The following is a 6,097-nucleotide window of genomic DNA, read 5'->3' as shown; positions in this document are numbered from 1 at the left end:
CGCCGCGCCCGATCCCGCCGCGCCCGGCCCTGTACGGGGCCGGGCGCGGCTTTGTCATGCCCGGCGCGAAACAAGGAGCGGTCAGAGCCCTTGACCCCTTGAAACCTCCGATGTTCACTACGTCTGACGCGGCCACTGTGCCGCCTCGTTCCGCCACGCACTCGTACCTCAGCCGGCGCCTCCGGGCGCTCCGAGAGAGGACTGGATCGTGCGCCTTGTGTCCCGCACCATGATCGCGCTCGTTCTGCTGGCCCTGTCGCTGGTCGCCGTACCGCACGCACCGGAGACCGTACCGGCGTCCGCCGCCACCCCCGCTTCCGCCGCCGCGCCGCTCTCCAAGGTGCTGGTGTTCTCCAAGACCGCCGGATTCCGGCACTCGTCGATCCCGGCCGGGATCGCCGCCGTTCAGCGCCTCGGCACGGCCAACGGCTTCACCGTCACCGCCACGGAGGACGCGGGCGCGTTCACCACCGCCAATCTGGCCCAGTACCAGGCGGTGATCTGGCTCTCGACCACCGGTGATGTGCTCAACGCCGCGCAGCAGACCGCCTTCGAGTCCTACATCGGAACGGGCGGCGGCTATGTCGGCGTCCACGCCGCCGCCGACACCGAGTACGACTGGCCCTGGTACGGCGGGCTCGTCGGCGCGTACTTCGCCTCGCATCCGGCCACACAGCAGGCCACCGTCAAGGTCGAGGACCGGTCCTCCGTCTCCACCGCGCATCTTCCGCAGCGCTGGACGAGGACCGACGAGTGGTACAACTACCGCGCCAATCCGCGCTCCGCGGTGAAGGTGCTCGCGAGCCTGGACGAATCCTCGTACTCCGGTGGCAGCATGGGCGATCATCCGATCACCTGGTGCCAGAACTACCGCGGTGGCCGCGCCTGGTACACCGGTCTCGGCCACACCGAGGAGTCGTACGCGGATCCCGCGTTCACCACCATGCTGCTCGGCGGTATCCAGACCGCCTCGGGCGCGCGGGCCGCGGACTGCCGCCCGGAGAACGGTTACACCTCGCTGTTCGACGGTACGCAGGCGAGCCTGGACCGCTGGCGGCAGGCCGGGCCCGGCGGATTCACGCTCGCCGACGGCACTCTCACCTCGGTCGGCGGCATGGGACTGCTCTGGTATCCGGTGACGCCCTTCAGCGACTACTCGCTGAAGGTGGACTGGATGATGCCGGGCGACGACAACGGCGGAGTGTTCATCGGCTTCCCCGATCCGCAGGGCGATCCATGGAAGCCCGTCGATCTCGGCCATGAGATCCAGATCGACGCGACCGACGCCGATCCGTCCCGGACGACCGGCAGCGTCTACAGCTTCCAGGCTCCGGACACCGCGGCACGGGCCGCCGCGCTCAATCCGCCGGGAACATGGAACAGTTACGAGATCGCGGTGCACGGCCGCCATGTCGAGATCCATCTCAACGGTGTGAAGATCAACGACTACACCAGCACCCGCGATATCACGGTCGGGCATATCGGCGTCCAGAACGACGGCACCGGTATGGACATCAACTACCGCAACATCAGGATCAAACAGGACGGGACTCCGGCCACCGATCTGGCGCGCGGCCGTCCGGTCTCGGTCTCCAGCGTGGAACCCGGCAGCCCGCACGTGGGCGCCAACGCCGTCGACGGCGACCTCGCCACGCGCTGGGGCAGCGCGTACTCCGATCCTCAGTCGATCACCGTCGACCTCGGCTCCGTCCGTACTCTCCAGCGCGTCCGGCTGAGCTGGGAGACCGCCTACGGCAGGGCTTACACCGTTCAGACCTCACCGGACAACGCGACCTGGCGCACCGTCAGCACCACGACGGCGGGCGACGGAGGCATCGACGACATCGCGGTGAGCGGCACCGCTCGCTATGTACGGGTCCAGGGCACGGAGCGAGCCACGCAGTGGGGCTACTCCCTGTGGGATCTCGCCGTGTTCGGAAGCTGAACGAGCACGTTCCACACGTCCCGGCACGACATCCCCCACCCGCGATCGGCCTCTGGAGGTACCTGCTGTGCTGTCCCGCGCCGTTTCCTTACTCGCCACGCTCTTCACCCTGTCCGCCCTGCTGCTCGCGCCCGGCACCGCCGCCGCGGCTCCACAGGCCGCCTCGCCAAAGGCCGCCGCCGCTCCTCCGCCGACGAGCGGATTCGAGAAGGTCAAGCTCGACGGCGGACTCCAGATGGGCGAACCGATCGAACTCGCCGTCCTGCCGGACCAGAAGGTCCTCTACATCAACCGCGGCACCACCGCCTCGGGCGGTCAGGTACGGCTCTACAATCCCGCGACGGCGTCGACAACAGTGGCGCTCACCCTGCCGCTGGACGCCCGGTTCGAGGACGGGCTGATCGGCATCACCCTGCATCCGCGCTTCGCCACCACCGGCTGGGTCATGCTGTTCTACTCGCCGAAGGTCACTCCGCTGGTCAACCGGATCTCCCGGTTCACCTTCGACCGGGCCACCAACACACTCTCGCCGGCCAGCGAGGATGTGATCATCGAGTGGCCGACCGAGCGTGAGCTGTGCTGCCACTCCGCGGGCTCGATGTCCTGGGACACCGCGGGAAATCTCTACTTCGCGGTGGGTGACAACACCAACTCCGGCGGTGACTCGGCGGGCATGGCGCCCATCGACGAACGCACCTCCCGCAATCCGCAGTACGACGCCCAGCGCACCTCGGGCAACGCGAACGACCTGCGCGGAAAGATCAACCGGATCCATCCCGAGGACAACGGGACCTACACCATCCCGAGTGGCAATCTCTTCGCCCCCGGGACCTCGGGAACACGCCCCGAGGTCTACATCATGGGTGTGCGCAACCCGTACCGTGTCTTCGTCGACAAGAAGGCCGGCAACACTCTGTACTGGGGCGAGGTCGGCCCGGACGCCGGTGCGACCATTCCCAACCGGGGCCCTGCGGCATACGACGAGTTCAACCGCGCCACCGGTCCCGGCAATTACGGCTGGCCCTACTGCGGCGGGCCCAATGTGGCCTACAACGACTGGGACTTCGCCGCCAACGCACCGCGCGGCTGGTTCCCGTGCGGTGGCACGACCGGGCCGGTCAACAACTCTCCGCGCAACACCGGTATCCAGCAACTTCCGCCCACCAAGCCCGCGTTGGTGTGGGAGCAGCACGGCGGCAGCAAGGAGTGGCCGCAGCTCGACAATCCGGGCGGCTGCGGCTCGCCCAATCACACCGAAGTCTACCACTACGACCCGAACCTGGCCTCCGACGTCAAGTGGCCCCCGTACTACGACAACAAGCTGCTGATCTCCGAGTACTGCCGTAACTGGATCAAGGAAGTGCAGTTCAACAACGGCAATCCGGCGACCGGCACTCCGACCGCGATCGAACCGGTGCTGGACGGGATGCGCTTCGTCCACCCGATCGATTCGGAGTTCGGCCCGGACGGATCGCTGTATCTGCTCGAATACGGCAGCGGCTACTTCTCGGGCGCCGAGGACGCCGGGCTCTACAAGATCAACTACGTGCAGGGCGGCCGGTCGCCGCTCGCCAAGGCATCGGTGAACAGGGACAACGGACTGGCGCCACTGGCCGTGACCTTCTCCAGCGCGGGCAGCAGCGATCCGGACGGCAATCCGCTCACCTACGCCTGGGACTTCACGGACAACGGCAGCACCGACTCCACGGCGGCCAATCCGTCCTTCACCTATCCCGCCAACGGCAGCTTCCAGGCCAGACTGACCGTCAGCGACGGCACCGGACGGACCGGCACCACGACCGTTCCGATCGTGGTCGGCAACGACCGTCCCACGCTGACGATCTCCTCACCACCGGACGGCGGTGTGTACGAGTGGAACGAGAAGGTCACCGTGACCGCGTCCGCGACGGATCCGCAGGACGGTCCGATCGACTGCTCGAAGGTGATCGTACGGATCGCCCTGGGCCACCAGGAGCACGCGCATGAGGTCGCGGAGGGCACCGGCTGCTCCACGACGTTCAACACCGGGCCGATCCACTCCGGACTCGACGCCACACAGTTCTATGTGGTGCGCGCGACCTACACCGACAAGGGCGCTGCGGGAACGGTGCCGCTGACCGGCGAACAGCAGCGGACGCTGTGGCCCAAGCGGTGGCAGGCCGAGCACTTCGCGCAGTTGTCGGGGCCGCAGATCATCACCGCCGCGGGAGCGGAGGGCGGGAAGCGTCTCGGAGACGTGCAGAACAACGAGTGGGTCCGCTACCACCCGGTGAGTCTCAAAGGCGTGACCGGGATCAGGGCCCGGGTGTCCTCGGACAAGGCGGGCAATGTGGCCACCTTCCGCTACGACTCCGTGACCGGGCCGGTCCTCGCGCGGGTGACCGTGCCGAACACCGGCGGCTGGGAGACCTACACCGAGGTCAGTGCCCCGGTCACCGGCGCCGAGGAACGGACGCGTGATCTCTTCGTGGTCTTCACCGGTGGCTCGGGAGCCATTCTCGACCTGGACAGCTACACCTTCACCGGCCCGGGTATCAGCACTCCCTGACACCCTGACCACGGCCGAGACACCAACGGCCGCGGCATGGGCCCGAAGCCCGTGTCGCGGCCGTTCTCCGTCCGTCAGCGGACGTGGGCGATTCCGGCGTAGAGGAGTTCGGTGCTCGTGTCGTTCTCCGGCGCGGGCGTGTCCTTGTACCAGCGCGTCACCAGACCGGGTTCGACCATGTCGAGTCCCTCGAAGAACCGCTCGACCTCCGCGCGCGTACGAGGACGCAGATTGATCCCGCTCGAACGGTACGCGTCAACCTTGTTCTGCTCCTCGGTGAGGAAGTCTCCCGTCAGATGGGAGAGCACCAGACAGCTTCCGGGAGCCAGGGCGTCGATCAGGGTACGGGTGATGCCGTACGGGTCGTCGTCGTCCGGGACGAAGTGCATGAGGGCGATGAGGGACAGTGCGACGGGCCGGTCGAAGTCCAGCAGAGTACGGGCGTGGTCGAGGATCGCCTGCGGCTCGCGGACATCGGCCTCTATGTAGTTGGTCATGCCCTCCGGCGTGCTGATCAGCAGGGCCTCGGCATGGCGCAGAACGATCGGGTCGTTGTCCGTGTAGACGATCCGGGCCCTGGGATCGATCTCCTGGACGATCTGGTGGAGATTCGGCGCGGTCGGGATACCGGTGCCGATGTCGAGGAACTGGTCGATACCGCTACGGGCCACCCAGCCGACCGCACGGTGCATGAAGGCACGGTTCTGCTGGGCGCCTTCGCGCGCCTCGGCCGTCAGCCGCGAGGCCAGCGCCTGGTCGACCGGGTAGTTGTCCTTGCCGCCGAGGAGGAAGTCGTAAATACGGGCCGGATGCGGCTTGCTGGTGTCGACCTGGGACTTGGGCGTTCCTGCCGGCATAAAGGGCTCCATGGAAGTCTGATCGTCATACAGGAAAGAGAGACGCGAACCAGCACACATCTCCCCCTGCGGATCATCGCCACCCCGGCAAATACTGCCACAGCAACGCCCGTACGAGCACGCCGCATTGACGGCCCTCGCCGCCGCGGGAGCCGCCACGGGACCGGCCGGGCCGCTGGTCAGGGCGTGCCGCCCAGGACCTTCCAGACGCGCGTCGCCACATGCAGATTGAGACGCGTCTCGACATCGCCCAGGTCGTGGCCGCCGATCTCACGCAGCCGCTGGAGCCGGTAGCGCAGAGTGCTGCGATGGATACCGAGGACGGCGGCCGTGTTGTCGTAGTTGCCGCCCGCCTCGAAGTACTGGGAGAGCGTGGAGACCAGATCGGTGCGGTGGGCCGTGTCGTAGTCGAGGAGCGGGCCGAGCCACTCGCGGACGTATCCCTCGATCTCCCGGTAGTCGTCGCCCGTCCTGATGATCCGGTACAGGCCCAGATCGTCGAACGAGGTCACGCCGTGCGGCACCCGCGAGCACTGGCGTACCTCCAGCGCGCGCAGTGCCTCCTGGTACGAGCGCGGGATCCCGGACGGTGAGTCGCAGCGCCCGCCGAGGCCGATGGCGCCCGCGCGCGAGTCCAGCTCCCTGGCGACCGCCCGGTACAGCTCGTCGCCCTTGGGACGTCCCTGGACCACCAGCACCGCGCGGCCCGAGCGCCGGGCCACCAGCGACCGCAGCCCCAGGCCGGCC

The 6,097-nt window shown here is 67.8% G+C and carries 4 protein-coding genes; 2 read left to right on the top strand and 2 right to left on the bottom strand.

Features of this window, described 5'->3' with window-relative positions:
- Positions 1 to 229: 229 nt before the first annotated feature.
- Positions 230 to 1,945 carry a ThuA domain-containing protein gene (locus GA0115259_RS30955; protein ID WP_093603139.1) on the top strand — a complete coding sequence of 572 codons (1,716 nt, stop codon included), beginning with the start codon at positions 230 to 232 and terminating at the stop codon, positions 1,943 to 1,945.
- A 67-nt stretch (positions 1,946 to 2,012) separates the two neighbouring features.
- On the top strand, positions 2,013 to 4,493 hold the full coding sequence (locus GA0115259_RS30950; protein WP_161230510.1) for a PQQ-dependent sugar dehydrogenase: 2,481 nt from the start codon (positions 2,013 to 2,015) through the stop codon (positions 4,491 to 4,493).
- Positions 4,494 to 4,567: 74 nt separating this feature from the next.
- Here the strand turns inward: GA0115259_RS30950 and GA0115259_RS30945 are convergent, their stop codons facing one another.
- Together GA0115259_RS30945 and GA0115259_RS30940 are read right to left on the bottom strand one after the other, a co-directional pair.
- Complete coding sequence (locus GA0115259_RS30945; protein ID WP_093603135.1) at positions 4,568 to 5,350, bottom strand: SAM-dependent methyltransferase; 783 nt, start codon at positions 5,348 to 5,350, stop codon at positions 4,568 to 4,570.
- A 179-nt stretch (positions 5,351 to 5,529) separates the two neighbouring features.
- A partial coding sequence (locus tag GA0115259_RS30940) for a PucR family transcriptional regulator (RefSeq protein WP_176732714.1) occupies positions 5,530 to 6,097 on the bottom strand: 568 nt, incomplete at its 5' end.

Origin of the sequence: Streptomyces sp. MnatMP-M17, from assembly GCF_900091995.1 — a bacterium.
GTDB lineage: Bacteria > Actinomycetota > Actinomycetes > Streptomycetales > Streptomycetaceae > Streptomyces.
The sequence above is the reverse complement of the archived record's forward strand: the minus strand, read 5'-3'. Positions and strand labels throughout refer to the sequence as shown.